A 13,689-nucleotide genomic window follows, 5' to 3' on the forward strand; every position below is an offset into this window, starting at 1 on the left:
CACCGTGGGCGCCGGGGCACGGCATCGTCGCGGACCGAGGAGGGGGCAGCCGGATCAGGGTGCGTCGTGATGCGAACATCCTCGGCATGCCCGTCAGTTGTGCCACACCGCACATCAGGGGTTCCGGGCGTGCCACCCGTCATCCGCCCCCCGCGCCGGTCGAGCCGCGGAGCGGCAGCCCGGCCTACTCCCCGGGCGCGGCCCGCACCGCCTCGGAGGGGGGAGCGTCCCGCAGTCCCAGTCGCAGGTGCTCCACGTGGAAGAGCGCTTGCTCCAGGAGCTCGGCGACGTGGTGGTCGTAGAGGGCGTAGACGATGGAACGGCCATGGCGCTCGCCCGTGACCAGTCCGAGGTTGCGTAGCAGGCGGAGTTGGTGAGAGCAGGCGGATGCCTCCATTCCGACCGCTTCGGCGAGGTCTCCGACCGCGCACGGGCCTTCCTGGAGGCGGGCGAGGATGTACAGCCGTGACGGCGTGGCCAGCGCCTGAAGGGTGGAGGCGACGTCGGTGGCACCCGCGGCGTCCAGGCGTTCGCGGGGGGTGGCGTCGTTCCTGCTGTCGGCTCCGTGACCCATGAGGGTCATCTTACCGACAACACATGAAGACCTGTTCATATGTTCCTGTACGGTGGTCGTGTTGCCCCCGTCCGCCCGTGAAGGGTTGTCCCGTCATGCCTCCTGCCCTGCGCCAACGCCCCGAGAGGACGGCGCCGGCCTCCCCCGGCGCGGCTCCACGGCGTCGCACCCGGGTCTTCGCCCTGGCCGAGGCCCGCTGGGCCGCGGCCGCCCTCCTGTTGTTCCTGACCGCTCTGCCGCTCCAGCTGACCGGCGCGCCGGCCTGGCTCTGGGGGCCGCTGTATGCGGCGGCCTACATCACGGGCGGCTGGGAGCCCGCCTGGGCGGGGCTTGCGGCGCTGCGGGAGAAAACGCTGGATGTGGACCTGCTGATGATCGTGGCGGCGATCGGCGCGGCGTCGATCGGGCAGGTGATGGACGGCGCACTGCTGATCGTCATCTTCGCCACCTCCGGCGCTCTGGAGGCACTGGCCACCGCGCGCACGCAGGATGCCGTGCGCGGGCTGCTCGACCTGGCCCCGGCCACGGCCGCCCGTCTGGCCGACGACGGAACGGAGGAGACGGTCGCCATCGCGGAACTCGCGGTCGGTGACACGGTCCTCGTCCGGCCGGGCGAGCGGGTCGGCGCTGACGGACGGGTGCTTGCGGGAGCCAGCGAGATCGACCAGGCGACCATCACCGGAGAGCCGCTGCCGGTGCCCAAGGAACGCGGTGACGACGTCTTCGCGGGCACTCTCAACGGAACCGGCGCTCTGCGGGTCAGGGTGGAACGGGACGCCTCCGAGTCCGTGATCGCCCGGATCGTCGCCATGGTCGAGGAGGCCTCCGGGACCAAGGCGCCTACGCAGTTGTTCATCGAGAAGGTCGAGCAGCGCTACAGCATCGGCATGGTCTTCGCGACCCTGGCCGTCTTCGCGATTCCTCTGGGCTTCGGCGCCGACCTCACCGGCTCGCTGCTGCGGGCGATGACCTTCATGATCGTGGCCTCGCCGTGTGCGGTGGTGCTGGCCACCATGCCACCGCTGTTGTCCGCGATCGCCAACGCGGGGCGGCACGGCGTGCTGGTGAAGTCCGCCGTGGTGATGGAACGACTCGGGCAGGTCGACACGGTCGCCCTGGACAAGACCGGCACGCTGACCGAGGGCACCCCGCGCGTCACCGACATCCACCCCCTGGCCGGCTCAGGCCTGGACGAGGACGCCCTGCTGAGCCTCGCCGCGGCGGCCGAGCGCCCCAGCGAGCACCCCCTCGCGCGTGCCGTGGTCGACGCCGCACGCAGCCGCGACCTGAGTGTCCCGGAGATGCGGGACTTCACCTCGACGCCGGGCGTGGGCGTCACCGCCAGCGTCCATGGCGCCTCCATCGCCATCGGCGCCCCGTCCCGCCTGTCTGACGCCCGGGACGATCCGGCCGCGGTTCACGCCTCGGCTGTGGCAGCCGCCCTGGAGGACGGCGGGCGCACCGCTGTGATCGTCCGACGCGACGGCCTGCCTGTCGGCGTCCTCGGCGTCTCCGACCGACTGCGTCCCGACGCCGCCACCACTGTTGCCGGCCTGGCCGCACTGACCGGCAGGGGGCCGGTCCTGCTCACCGGCGACAACCCGCGCGCCGCCGCCCGCCTGGCCGCGGAGGTCGGTATCAGCGACGTCCGCGCCGAACTGCTGCCGCAGCACAAGGTGAGCGCCGTCAAGGAGCTCGAGAAGGCCGGACGCAGGGTTCTGGTCGTCGGAGACGGGGTCAACGACGCTCCCGCGCTCGCCGCCGCTCACACCGGCATCGCGATGGGCCGCGCAGGCTCCGACCTCGCCCTGGAGACCGCGGACGCAGTCATCGTCCGTGACGAACTGGCCACCGTCCCCGCCGTGGTGAACCTGTCGAGGGCCGCCCGCCGTCTGGTGGTGCAGAACCTGGTCATCGCCGGAGTGTTCATCTCGGGTCTGGTCCTCTGGGACCTGGTCGGCCATCTGCCGCTCCCGCTCGGAGTGCTGGGCCACGAGGGCTCCACCGTGATCGTGGGACTCAACGGCCTGCGCCTGCTGCGCGATGCGGCCTGGGACCGGGCCTGCGCACCCGTAGGGGCCGAGCGCTGAGCCGTCGCGGCCGGGAGACGGCAGCAGCCCCGGTAGGCGGGCTGCGGTCGCCGCCTACCGGGGCAGCTGCCGTACGGAGGTGATGGTCGCCCCGCCACCCACCGGCGAGGCCCGCCCCGACACCCGGCTCCCCCGCGAGCAGCGGGTACGGGGCAGGGGGCAGAGGCCCATGCCCCCTCCCCGCCCCCGCGCCGGCTTCCGGCCGGTCGGCAGGACTGCCTCCAGAGCGTGCCGGACGGCCTGCTCGTGGAGCCGCACTCCGGTGAGGACGCTCTCGGTCCGCCATCCCCGCAGCAGTCGTGCCGGAGCCACGACGCGAGGGTGCGCCTCTGCGCGTGGCACTCGACGATGCCCGCCCGCGGGCCCCTCAGGAGGATGGCCGGTGCCGGGGAGGAGGAGCCCGGCACCGGCCCGAGGAGAGCGCCGGCGGCTCCGGCGGCCGCCCGGCACTCGCTCAGGGCCCGGGCGGCCAGGGGAGACAGACGGTGACCGGCGGCGTCACGGCCCGCCACCGCACTCCCACCCGCCACCGGCCCCGAGGTGTCACCAGGAGGACTTGGTCACTCCTGGAAGGAATCCGGCGTGCGCCTGTTCGCGCATCCGGACCCGGGACAGGCCGAACTTCCGCAGGTGGCCGCGGGGGCGGCCGTCGACGCTGTCCCTGTTGCGCACCCGGGTGGCACTGGCGTCACGCGGCTGGCGGCGCAGTTCCTCGACCGCCGCGACCCGCTCGGCCTCCGTGGCGCCGGGCCGGCGGATGATCTTCTTCAACCGCGCACGCCGTGCGGCGTACCGCTCGACGGTCGCCCTGCGCTTCTCGTTCTGCGCGATCTTGCTCTTCTTGGCCATCAGACGTTCACCCCCCGCGCCCGGATGCGGGCGACGGCCGCCTCGATGCCGATGGTGTCGATCGTCTTGATCGCCTTGGCGCTCAGCACCAGGCGTACGTGCCGTCCTTCACCGGGCAGCCAGTAGCGCTTGCGCTGGATGTTCGGATCGAACCGGCGCGATGTGCGCCGGTGCGAGTGGGAGATGTTGTTGCCGAAGCCCGGCTGCGCGCCGGTCAGTTGACAGTGGGCGGACATGAAGTTACCTGCCTCTCATCGACCTGGGCCATATTGAAAATGGAAACCATTGTCATATAGTAGCGGCATGGCTCGCAACGAACTACGCCCGATCATCAAGCTCCGCTCCACCGCGGGAACCGGCTACACCTACGTCACCCGCAAGAACCGCCGGAACGACCCCGACCGGCTGGTGCTGCGGAAGTTCGATCCGCTCGTCCGCCGTCACGTCGACTTCCGCGAGGAACGCTGACACCGCGACTCCCCCGCCCCACACCCTCCGCCCCCGACCCCCAGGGAACCGCCGTGAAGCAAGGAATCCACCCCGCCTACCGTCCCGTCGTCTTCCGCGACAGGGCCGCCGACTTCGCCTTCCTGACCCGCTCCACCCTGACCAGCGACCGGACCGTCGAGTGGGAGGACGGCAACACCTACCCGGTCGTCGACGTGGAGATCTCCTCCGCGAGCCACCCCTTCTACACCGGAACCGCCCGCGTCATGGACACCGCTGGACGCGTCGAACGCTTCGAGCGACGCTACGGCCGTGAGGGCCGGTGATGGAGGACAAGCGCAAGCTCCCCGTCGTCCTCGTCGACGGGCTGCACTCGGACGCACGCCACGAGGTCGTGGAGGGGCTGCTGCGGGAGGTGCCTCACAGCGTCGCACTGCACCACGACCTGGCGACGGCGGAGACCGGCACGGTGCACCGGACCGTAAGGGACACCTCCGGGGTCGTCTCCAGCGGCGAGGCCCCATTGGTGAACGACTGCGCCTGCTGCGCCCTGCGTGAGGACCTGTTGCCCGAGCTGGCACGCCTGGCGGCCGACGGGGTGACCCGGATGGCCGTCGTAGAGCTCTGGGACTCCGTCGAACCCCGGGCGATGGCCGAGGTCGTCGCCGCACACGGCAAGGGCGTGCTCCAACTGACCGGCGTGATCACCGCCGTCGATCCAGCCCTCGTCCTGCCCTACCTCGCCAACGGCGACGACCTCGCCGAAGCAGGTCTCGCAGCCGCGGCCACCGACCGGCGGACCGTCGGCGACACCTGGGCCCGGCAGTTGGAGTACGCGTCGGCGATCGCCCTCGTCGACGACGGCCAGGCGGACGAGGCGGACCGCGCGCTGATCAGCCAGTTGCACCCGACGGCACCTCAGGCTTCGGCGGGATCGGCCGAGTTGACGGAACTGGCTCTCGCCGGGTTCGACGTGGACGCTGCCGGCGCCGGCCAGCATCCGGCCTGCGCCCTGCTGCCCCAGGACGCCGAGGAGGCCGGCGTCAGCACTCTCGTGTGGCGCAAGCACCGTCCGTTCCATCCGGAGCGCCTGTACGACGCACTGGAGGACCTGAGTTGTGCGGCCGCCCGCAGTCGGGGCCGGTTCTGGCTCGCCGACCGCCCCGACACCCTCCTGTCCTGGGACGCCGCAGGCGGCGCGCTCTGCGTCGAGGACAACGGCCCCTGGCTCGCGTCCCTGCCGGACGCCGCCTGGGACATGGTTCCACCGGTCCGACGGGCGGCCGCCGCCCTGGACTGGCATCCGGAGCACGGAGACTGCTGCCAGCACCTGGTCTTCATCTCTCCCGGCCTGGACCGGGACGGGCTGACCGCTCTACTCGATTCCTGCCTTCTGACCGACGCCGAGTACACAGCGGGCCGTGCGGCGTGGAAGAACCTGCCGGCCGCCTTCGACGAGTTCCTCGACCCGGTTCGCTGACCGCCTCGCCCAACCACACCCAGCCCCATGAGGAAGGACCCATGGCTCGCCACCAGGAACCCCGTAAGCCCGCCAAGGACCGCCCGAACCCGATCGACACGGCGAAGATCACCTACATCGACTACAAGGACACCGACCTCCTGCGCAAGTTCATCTCCGACCGGGGCAAGATCCGCAGCCGCAGGGTCACCCGCATCAGCGCCCAGCAGCAGCGACAGGTCTCCACCGCGATCAAGAACGCCCGCGAGATGGCGCTGCTGCCCTACTCCGGCTCCAGCTCCGGCAAGTGATCCGAGGCCCGGGGGCTGCCGCTCCGGAATGACACGGAGTGGTGCCCGAAGACCCTTGGTGACCGGACGGAGCCCCGGCGGCGCGCCCGGAGGTGTCGCGGCGGCCCGACAGGCTTACGCTGCCAGATATGCCGGAAATATCCGCCAATTCTCCTCCGGCGGACCAATCCGGGTTCTTCAGACAGCGAGACCACGAAGGAGTCAGCGAGATGTCCACGACCACGGCGCACCACCCCCACCCCGCGCACGCTCACCAGCACGCCCCAGGATGCGGCCACGTGGCGATCCCGCACTACGACCACGTCGACTACGCGCACGACAATCACCTGCACCGCGCCCACGAAGACCATGTGGACGAGTGCGTGAGCCCGGCACACACGATGCACGAGGGGCACGAGCACGCGCACGGACGGGACTGCGGCCATGTGGCCGTGCCGCACGAGGACCACGTCGACTACGTCCACGACGGCCATCGGCACGCCTCACACGACGGGCATTGGGACGATCACTGACCGGCCTTCACGACTGAAAGCCGGCCGGCATCGTCCGATCGGGTGGCATGCGCGGACATGACAGGCGCCGGTGCGGAGACATCGCACCGGCGCCTGTCGCTGTACACGTTCATGCATGCAGCAGGCATAGAGGCCGCTCGGCCTGGACATCATGGATACGACAATCGTCCCGATGAGCTGACCCATCACTTGCGGCGGCGCCACCAGTGCCACCGGCAGTCGAGTCGTCGCTGCCCCACTGAGAGGCGAGTGCCGCTGTTGGCTGTCCCCTTGTTCCTGGACCCGAAGCTCGAACAACCACTGACGTCCTTACTGACCTCACCCCGCTTCCTGCACGACCTCGTCGACGGGCTGGGGTCCCCCCTCAATGTGGTGCTCCCGGATCGGATCGTCGAGAACGTCTCCCGGTTCCGCTCCGTGTACCGCCGCCACCGTCTGGAGGGGGAGATCTGCTTCGCCCACAAGGCCAACAGGTCGAGCGCACTGGTACGCCGTCTGGCGGCCACCGAGGCGGCCATGGATGTGGCGTCGCTCGGCGAACTGCAGCACGCGCTGGCCTCCGGGTTCACCCCGGAGCGCATCGGCGCGACGGGGCCGAAGGAACCGGAGTTCCTCTGGCTGGCCGCACGCACCGGCGTCACGGTGAACATCGAGGGACACGCCGAGCTGGAGTCCCTCGCCACGCTGGTGCGCCACCACGGCCTGCCACGGGTGCGGGTGCTGCTGCGGCTGTCGGACTTCTCCGGCACCGGGGTGAAGTTCCTGAGCCGCCGCAGCAGGTTCGGCTCCCCGGCATCGGAGTTGACCGGGCTGCTGGACGCCTGCGGGCAGCACCACGACGCGGTGGAGGTCATCGGCGTCTCCTACCACCTGGACACCACCAGCCTCGAGGAGAAGGCCCTGGCCCTGGAGGGGTGCGTACGGGCCATGGACGAATGCCGTGCGCGGGGAATGCGTCCGCGGGTGATCGACATCGGCGGCGGATTCGGGGTCAGCTATCTCGCCGACGGAGCGCAGTGGGAGCGCTACACCAGCCAGCTGACCTCGGCTGCCATGGGCAGACGCGAGGCTCTCGCCTGGCGCAGCCACTCGTACGGGCTGAGCAGTGAAGGAGGAACCCTCCGTGGAAGCCTGGAGCTCTACCCCTCCCATCGCTCGCTCGCCGGGGCCGACTACCTGGACGAGCTCCTGCGCACCCCCGCCCCCACGCTCGGGCGCCCACTGGCGACCTTGCTGCTGGAGAACCTGTACGACCTGTGCGTCGAGCCCGGCCGGGCGCTGCTGGACCAATGCGGGCTGACCCTGGCACGCGTGCTGGAGACGCGGCGCGAGTCGGACGGCACGCACGCGGTGAGCCTGGCGATGAACTCCGACGACTGCGCCCTGGAGGAACACGGCATCCTTCTGGATCCGATCGTCCTTCACCGCGACAAGCCGTGGGAGGCGGCAGAGGACACCGCGGAGCCCTTCGGGGTCCACCTGCACGGGAATCTGTGCCTCGAGTCCGATCTCATCACACGCAGGACGGTTTTCCTCCGCCGCCTGCCGGCCCGGGGCGACCTCCTGGCGTTTCCCAACACAGCCGGATACTGCATGGACTTCAGCGCCCAGCACGCCCAGCGACGGCCGCTCGCCCGGAAGGTGGCGGCCTACCGGGACGCCGACGGCTGGCAGTGGCGTCTGGACGACCAGTACTGGCCCATACATTCCGCGGGGGACGCACATGAGGTTTGAGAGCATCATCGAGACGGTCGGCGACACACCCTTGGTGCGCATCGCCCCTCACGTCCACGGCCTGCAGAACATCGACCTCTACGCGAAGCTCGAGTTCTGCAACCCCTTCGGTTCGCTGAAGGACCGGGCAGCCTGGAACATGGTCCGCCCGGGCCTCTCCGCGGCCGTCGAACGGGGAAGTCAGATCGTCGAGCTGTCCAGCGGAAACACGGCGAAGGCACTCGCCGCCATAGCCGGGATGCACGGCATCGGCTTCAAGAGCGTCACCAACCGGATGAAGATTCCGGAGATGAGGGAGATGCTCCTTCTCCTGGGAGCCGAGATCGAGGAGCTGCCGGGCCAGAGCGAATGCCTCGACCCCACGAACCCGGAGGACCCCCTCACCCTGTTCCACCGGAGCCTCGACGAACCTGGGAACACGTACCTCCACACCGATCAGTACTACAACGCACGCAATGCGGAGGCCCACGAAACCGGCACCGGACCCGAGATCGTGGCCGACCTCGACGGCCGGGCGCCGGACTGGTTCATCTCCGGTGTCGGGACCGCCGGGTCCTCCACCGGGGTGGCACGGGCGTTACGGGACCGGAACCCGAAGGTCGGTGTGGTCGGACTGGTCGCGGACAAGTCGGACTTCGTTCCGGGGATCAGGAACATCGACGAAGTACAGGAAGTCGGCATCTTCGATCCCCTCACCTACGACACCATCGAGAAGGTCACGTCCGCCGAAGCCATAGACGGACTTCTGACGCTCGTCCGGCGATGCGGGATCCTTGCCGGACCGACCGGCGGAGCCGCGTACTTCGGAGCGGTCCGGTACCTCCGGGACATAGGACCGCAGCTCACCGAACCCGCGACAGCCGTCTTCATCGTCTGCGACCGTGTCGAGAGTTATCTGAGTTACATCAGGAAGCGCCGTCCCGAACTCCTCGGCCTGCGACCGCGGAACGACTCGGCCGCGTCCGTCACCCCCGAGGAGCTGAGCGGAACGGCCGCCGTGGGAGTGGCCGAGGCCCGGGAGTGGATGGCGAAGGAGAGGCCACTCGTCGTGGACATGCGCAGTCCCTACGCCTACGCGGCGCTGCACATCGAGGGGTCGATCAACATCGTCGACGAACTCTTCGCGGATCTCGTGCGTGGCGGGCTGCCGTTCAGCAAGGCCCGGCCGGTGCTGCTCGCATGTCCCGTCGGCGAGCAGTCCCTGAGATACGCGGCCCTGCTCACCCGGATGGGCCATCCGAACGTGCGCAGCCTGGACGGTGGCATCATCGCCTGGCGCGACGCGGGCGCACCGCTGGTACGGGAGTGACTCCCGCGCACGGTGAGGCGGCGGACAGGAACGCGGACGATCTGACCGCCTGGAACAGCGCCCTCCGCGCGCAGTTCCCGATCGTCACCGGTCACCCCGAACTCGCCTATCTGGACAGCGCCGCGACCACACAGAAGCCGCAGGCGGTCCTGGACACGGTCCAGGAGTACCTGACGACGTCCAACGCCAACGCGGGACGCGGCACCTACCCGTGGGCCAACAGGACCACGAGTCTGATCGAGGAGACACGCGAGCGGGTCAAGGCCTTCCTCGACGACCCGGATCCGGACACCTCGGCAGTCCACTTCGTCAGCGGCACCACCGAAGGGCTGCGCCGTGTGGCCCTGGACTGGCTCACCCGCGAACTCCGCGACGGGGACGAGATCGTGGTCCCCTTCGCCGATCACGAGGCGAACGCCTCACCCTGGCTGGAGGCTGTGGAGTCGCTGGCCCGGCAGGGGACCCGGATCACCGTCCAGGAGATGCCCTACCAGGCCTCCTCCGGTGACTACGACACGGACGGGCTCGCCGGGCTCGTCTCCCCCCGCACGCGGTTCGTGGCGGCCACCCACGTCCATCACGTCTATGGCGGGGACATGAACGTGCACCGGATCCGGCGGGTGGTGGGGCCTGACGCGGTGATCTGCCTGGACGCCGCCCAGAGCGTCGGCCACCTTCCCGTCTCCGTGAAGGAGCTGGACGTCGACTTCGCCGTCTTCTCCGGGCACAAGGCACTGGCCCTGCCAGGCTCCGGGGCCGTGTGGTCCCGCGGCGTGCGCGGGACGCCGTTCGCGCCGCGCGGCTGGAGCGGCACGCCGAACACCGTGGGCGTCGCGAGCCTGGGTGCCGCCCTGGACTGGCTCGACCGGGCCGGGCTGGAGCGGATCGAACGGTGGACCGTCGGGCTGGCCGCGCGGCTGACGGAGGGGCTGAGGGCGCTGGCGCCGTACGAAGTGGTGGGGTGCCAGCTGAGCCTGGCAGAGCACTCTCCCGTGCAGCAGCGGCACGGCATCGTGACGTTCAGACACCGGGACGTCCATGCGGTCGACCTGGGGTTCATCCTCTTCAGCCACGGCTTCATGGTGCGGGCGGACGGTCTCTGCCAGGGCCGGGCCGGTGAGAACCGCAGCTCCGTCCGGGTCAGTGTGCACGCCTACAACACCCGGCACGAGGTAGACCGGTTGTTGGAGGTCCTCGCCGGGTTGACCTAGTGCCGATGACAATCGTTTTCACCTGTAGATTCGGAGGCACACAGCGGAACGAACGCGTAGAGGTGGTACTGCAAGATGAGCGTGAGCACGTCGACGGCCCGGCTGTGGGTGGACCGCTGGGAGCAACAGCAGCAGCGTTACGCGATCGACCGGGAGGAACGCTTCACCGTGGTCGCGGACGTCGTGGAACACGTGACGTCCGGTCACCCCAGCCCCCGCGTGCTGGACCTGGGGTGCGGCCCCGGCTCGCTGCCCGCACGACTGACCGAGCGCCTGCCGCAGGCGGAGATCGTCGCCGTCGACATGGACCCGCTGCTGCTGGCGCTCGCCCGCGCCCGCCATCCGGACGCCGCCCGGTACGTCGAGGCGGTGATCGGCGACGAGGGCTGGACCCGGGCCCTCGGACTCCAGGGGACGGTCGACGCGGTCGTGTCGACCACGGCGCTCCACTACCTCCCCGAGAGTGTGCTGCGTACCACCTACGCGGAGCTGACCGCACTGCTGCGGCCCGGTGGCGTACTGATCAACGCCGACCACCTGTCGCAGGAAGAGGCCGGCTTCGCCGAGATCGCCGAGTTCGTCGGGGTCCGCCGGGCCGAGCGCCGGCACGCCTTCGATCATGAGGACTGGGAGGCATGGTGGTCCGCCGTCGAGAACGAGCCCGAGCTGAGGGAGCTGTGTGCCGAACGCCGTAAGCCGGGACCCGTCCATGCCGACTGCGCCGTCACGCTCGGCAGACACGTCGAGCTGCTGGCCGAGGCAGGTTTCGGCCATGCCAGCCCGGTCTGGCAGGTGGGCAACAGTTACGTCCTCGTCGCCATCCGTCAGTAGCGGCGGAGCGCGGTCGCACAGAGCGGGGAACGCCTCCGGGGCGGCGCCTCCGTGCCCGCGAGCACCGGGGCAGCAGGCCCGGCACCCGACCCGGCCGGTGGTACCTCCGAGGCCCGCCGGCGTGCGGAGAGCCCCGCGAGCACGTCCCGTGACCGGAGCCACGGCCTCCGTCGCCGTGCGCGGGGAGCGCACAGCCGCGATCCTGGCTGTGCCGGGCCGCGAACGCCGGCCCGGGTCCGGCCACGGCCGACCGGCGGAAGGGCCTCACCATGGCGGAGCAGGACAGGAACGCGGTCCACGAGCCGGAGTCGCCGCACAGGAAGGGCTGGGGGTCATGAGCGACGGAGACGACGAGGAGCGGCAGGAGACCCTCGACCGCTTCGGCGAGGCCGTGAACATGACCGCCGGCGAGCTGGAGAAGTGGCTCGACACCGAGCAGTCGCGGCAGGCCGGTCAGAAGAACGGCGGTGGGGAGTCCACCGGGCATGCTTCCGGCCGCCGGATCGTGGCGCTGCTGCGTACCCGGAAGGGTGACCTGACCGAGAGCGATCTCTCCCATATGCGCAAGGTCACCGGCTATGTGCGGCGGCACGTCCAGCAGCGTCCCGAAGGTGACGTCAGCGACACCCGCTGGCGCTACTCCCTGATGAACTGGGGCCACGACCCCGAGAAGTGACCTCTTGTTCTCCACGCGGATCCGCGTGAGCGCCATGGGTCACTCGTCGGAACGACGCGTCGCACGCCCTGTCGGCTCTCACCGGTTCTCGGCGTCCTTCGCCACTCCCCCGTCGGACGTCGCCGTGAGCCCGGATGCGCTGTCCGTCTGCGTGCTCGAGGCCTGCGGTGCTGCGGGCTCCCCCTGGTCCGGCCCGTCGGCCCCGGGAGCGGGAGCCTCGGTGGCCGGGGTCCCGCGGTGTGCCCCTGCCTCGCCCCCCGCCTCCCCCGCGGCCTCCCGCAGCACCTGTGCGAGCCCGTCCGCGCCCAGCACCATGCTGACCTGGGCCGAGCTGTTGATGCACAGGCCGTGGTCCGGAGGGATGCGGGCGATCAGGTCCGCGACCGGCAGGCGTTCGAACCCCAGCCGCCCGGCGGCCTGGAGGTAGCGCGGGGACGTGTAGACCGGGACCACCGCCGTGCCGTCGGGCGCCGACGCGCTCACCGGTTCACCCCCCGCCGTGACCAGCACCGCGACCTCGGCCCTGGCCAGGGCCGCCGTGACGTCCTCCGCCGGGCCGTACCCGGTGGTGGCGAGCTGGACGGCGCGGTCCACGTCGTCGGCGGGCTCGGGCCACCCCATCGCCTCGGGGGACGGCCTGTAGTCCTCGTTGTCCTCCCACTCGACGATCTCGCCCTCGGAGTCGGAACGCCACTGCCCGACCACGGCCCACTCCGGCGGCGGGCCCTCCCCCTGCCAGGCGGGATCGGGCAGGTAGAGCCAGTGGTCGGGTGCGAGCCTGGCGGCCTGGAGAAACTCCTCGGGAGGGGCGGGGTCCAGGGGGGCGGCGGGGGTTCCGGTGCCGAGCTCACTCATCATGTCCTCGCTTGCTGGGGGTACCTGAGTCGGTGTGGGGGCGCCCGGCGGCCCGGGCCGGGGCGTCGGGTCCGGATCCGCCGGTCACCTCCGCCCACCGTGCCCGCAGATCGTCCGCCGGGACGAGCAGTGCGGCCGGAGCGGAGGCGCTGAGGAACATCACGTCCCGGCCGGCCGGCAGCCGGTCGAGGAGGTCGGGGAGCGCCATCAGCACGTGCACGGGAAGGCGGTCCGCCGACGCCTGCGGCGCCACAGGGAAGACGGGCGCCGCGAGGGCGCCGCCGGGTGCCCGCGTCCACGCCGGCTCCCCGTCGTCGGCCACGCACACCGCCACGGTGCCGGCCTCCGCGAGAGCCTCGGCGACATCCGCGTCCGGACCGTAACCGGTGGCAGCCAGGTGCACGGCGGCGTCGGCGTCGCTGACCGGTGGGGCCCACCCGAGTGCGGCGGGTGAGGGGCGGTAGTCCGGGTTGGCCTCCCACTCGGCGATCTCGCCGTGGGCGTCGCTGCGCCAGCGGCCGAGCACGGCCCAGGGGGGCGGGGGCTCGTCGTCCGTCTCGCCGAGCCAGTGCCGGTCGGTCACCGACAGCCAGTGGTCGGGAGCGGTGCGGGCCGCCGCGACGATCTCCTCGGGCGGCGCCGGGAAGTGCGCGTGTTCCCGCCCTACGGGTACGGACGGACGCACGGACACGCCCGCGGGCGCCGCGCCGGGAGGAGGTATCGGCCCGCGGACGGCGTCCGGCCGTCCGTCAGAAGTCGGCATGGGGGTCGCTCCATACAGTCACGCCGCGCGGATGCCCGGCTGGCAGAGGAAGACACGAGGACATCTCA

At 71.0% G+C, this 13,689-nt stretch carries 17 protein-coding genes; 11 read left to right on the top strand and 6 right to left on the bottom strand.

Features of this window, described 5'->3' with window-relative positions:
* Positions 1-184 precede the first annotated feature (184 nt).
* Positions 185-574 (bottom strand): ArsR/SmtB family transcription factor, encoded by a 390-nt coding sequence (locus OO67_RS22755; RefSeq protein ID WP_033303034.1) that lies wholly within the window; start codon positions 572-574, stop codon positions 185-187.
* 95 nt (positions 575-669) lie between these two features.
* Here OO67_RS22755 and OO67_RS22760 point away from each other — a divergent pair, with 95 nt between their 5' ends.
* Positions 670-2,664, top strand: a complete 1,995-nt coding sequence (locus OO67_RS22760; RefSeq protein WP_033302996.1) for a heavy metal translocating P-type ATPase — start codon at positions 670-672, stop codon at positions 2,662-2,664.
* Positions 2,665-2,718: 54 nt separating this feature from the next.
* On the opposite strand, the gene OO67_RS38680 is transcribed toward OO67_RS22760, so the two are convergent.
* The 3 genes from OO67_RS38680 to rpmB form a co-directional block, all read right to left on the bottom strand.
* Positions 2,719-2,976 (bottom strand): hypothetical protein, encoded by a 258-nt coding sequence (locus OO67_RS38680; protein WP_157841715.1) that lies wholly within the window; start codon positions 2,974-2,976, stop codon positions 2,719-2,721.
* Between the two features lie 231 nt (positions 2,977-3,207).
* Positions 3,208-3,513: a 30S ribosomal protein S14 gene (gene rpsN, locus OO67_RS22765; protein WP_033302997.1), complete on the bottom strand. Its 306-nt coding sequence runs from the start codon at positions 3,511-3,513 to the stop codon at positions 3,208-3,210.
* A complete protein-coding gene (rpmB, locus tag OO67_RS22770; protein WP_033302999.1) occupies positions 3,513-3,749 on the bottom strand; it encodes a 50S ribosomal protein L28 in 237 nt (78 codons plus the stop codon). Before rpmB ends, rpsN begins: the two co-directional genes overlap by 1 nt.
* Before the next feature lie 67 nt (positions 3,750-3,816).
* Between rpmB and rpmG the strand changes: the two genes are divergently transcribed.
* The 10 genes from rpmG (at position 3,817) to OO67_RS22820 (ending at position 12,003) form a co-directional block, all read left to right on the top strand.
* Positions 3,817-3,981, top strand: coding sequence for a 50S ribosomal protein L33 (rpmG, locus tag OO67_RS22775; RefSeq protein ID WP_033303001.1), 165 nt, complete (start codon positions 3,817-3,819; stop codon positions 3,979-3,981).
* Between the two features lie 53 nt (positions 3,982-4,034).
* Positions 4,035-4,286 (top strand): type B 50S ribosomal protein L31, encoded by a 252-nt coding sequence (locus OO67_RS22780; RefSeq protein WP_033303002.1) that lies wholly within the window; start codon positions 4,035-4,037, stop codon positions 4,284-4,286.
* Positions 4,286-5,440: a CobW family GTP-binding protein gene (locus OO67_RS22785; protein ID WP_033303004.1), complete on the top strand. Its 1,155-nt coding sequence runs from the start codon at positions 4,286-4,288 to the stop codon at positions 5,438-5,440. The genes OO67_RS22780 and OO67_RS22785 overlap by 1 nt, the downstream gene beginning before the upstream one ends.
* A 41-nt stretch (positions 5,441-5,481) precedes the next feature.
* Entirely contained in the window at positions 5,482-5,730 is a 249-nt protein-coding gene (rpsR, locus tag OO67_RS22790; protein ID WP_033303006.1) for a 30S ribosomal protein S18, read from the top strand.
* A gap of 209 nt (positions 5,731-5,939) precedes the next feature.
* Entirely contained in the window at positions 5,940-6,242 is a 303-nt protein-coding gene (locus OO67_RS22795; protein ID WP_033303007.1) for a hypothetical protein, read from the top strand.
* Between the two features lie 258 nt (positions 6,243-6,500).
* Positions 6,501-7,976, top strand: coding sequence for a Y4yA family PLP-dependent enzyme (locus tag OO67_RS22800; RefSeq protein ID WP_382055953.1), 1,476 nt, complete (start codon positions 6,501-6,503; stop codon positions 7,974-7,976).
* Complete coding sequence (locus OO67_RS22805) at positions 7,966-9,285, top strand: pyridoxal-phosphate dependent enzyme (protein ID WP_033303008.1); 1,320 nt, start codon at positions 7,966-7,968, stop codon at positions 9,283-9,285. The genes OO67_RS22800 and OO67_RS22805 overlap by 11 nt, the downstream gene beginning before the upstream one ends.
* A gap of 41 nt (positions 9,286-9,326) precedes the next feature.
* On the top strand, positions 9,327-10,496 hold the full coding sequence (locus OO67_RS22810) for an aminotransferase class V-fold PLP-dependent enzyme (protein ID WP_382056018.1): 1,170 nt from the start codon (positions 9,327-9,329) through the stop codon (positions 10,494-10,496).
* Positions 10,497-10,571: 75 nt separating this feature from the next.
* Positions 10,572-11,327: a class I SAM-dependent methyltransferase gene (locus OO67_RS22815; protein ID WP_051709678.1), complete on the top strand. Its 756-nt coding sequence runs from the start codon at positions 10,572-10,574 to the stop codon at positions 11,325-11,327.
* 334 nt (positions 11,328-11,661) lie between these two features.
* A complete protein-coding gene (locus tag OO67_RS22820; RefSeq protein WP_033303010.1) occupies positions 11,662-12,003 on the top strand; it encodes a DUF3140 domain-containing protein in 342 nt (113 codons plus the stop codon).
* 78 nt (positions 12,004-12,081) lie between these two features.
* On the opposite strand, the gene OO67_RS22825 is transcribed toward OO67_RS22820, so the two are convergent.
* The gene (locus OO67_RS22825; protein WP_051709681.1) at positions 12,082-12,858 is read right to left on the bottom strand and encodes a type VII secretion system-associated protein; all 777 of its coding nucleotides are present in this window, start codon (positions 12,856-12,858) and stop codon (positions 12,082-12,084) included.
* Positions 12,851-13,621: a type VII secretion system-associated protein gene (locus tag OO67_RS22830; RefSeq protein ID WP_033303011.1), complete on the bottom strand. Its 771-nt coding sequence runs from the start codon at positions 13,619-13,621 to the stop codon at positions 12,851-12,853. Before OO67_RS22830 ends, OO67_RS22825 begins: the two co-directional genes overlap by 8 nt.
* Positions 13,622-13,689 lie beyond the last annotated feature (68 nt).

Origin of the sequence: Streptomyces atroolivaceus, from assembly GCF_000717025.1 — a bacterium.
In the GTDB taxonomy this organism is placed as follows: Bacteria; Actinomycetota; Actinomycetes; order Streptomycetales; family Streptomycetaceae; genus Streptomyces; species Streptomyces atroolivaceus.